Source organism: Cupriavidus sp. WS (assembly GCF_000395345.1).
GTDB classification, from domain to species: domain Bacteria; phylum Pseudomonadota; class Gammaproteobacteria; order Burkholderiales; family Burkholderiaceae; genus Cupriavidus; species Cupriavidus basilensis_B.
Window position 1 is genome coordinate 1 of the sequence record NZ_AQPL01000510.1, and the last position, 457, is coordinate 457.

Annotated in this window: 1 pseudogene; it reads left to right on the plus strand. The window is 73.1% G+C overall.

Annotated features, from left to right (window positions below):
- Positions 1-205, plus strand: a pseudogene (locus K206_RS0133035) (hypothetical protein); the annotation flags it as partial.
- Positions 206-457: the final 252 nt, after the last annotated feature.

Genomic DNA, 457 nt, shown 5'->3' on the forward strand with positions numbered 1-457 from the left:
CATCGGCGGCGCGCTGGGCGGCGGCGCCGGCACCGCGGCCGGCAACGCGATGGGCGGGCGCACCGGCGGCCTGCTGGGCGCGGCCGTGGGCGGCGGCGCCGGCGCGGCGCTGGGCGGCAACGTGTCGCGCAGCAACTCCTACGACGACGAGCGCGGCCGCGGCGGCTACAAGCGCAAGCACAACAAGCGCCATCACCACGACTGAGCGGCGGCGCGGCGGCGACAGGACGAAAAACGGGCCCCATCGGGGCCCGTTTTTTCATGGCGTGGTCATGGCGCGCTCATGGTGTGGAAGCGTCCGATGCCGGGCGCGGAAAAAACCGCCGGCAGGCGGCCGCGCGAAGGCTATCATTCATCACTTGGAGGCGGCGCGGCGGCCATTGCGGAGCCCGAAAGCAAACATGCCCGTACCGGCGCGGTACGGGCATGTTTGCGGGAGAGGCGAGAGAGGCGGGGG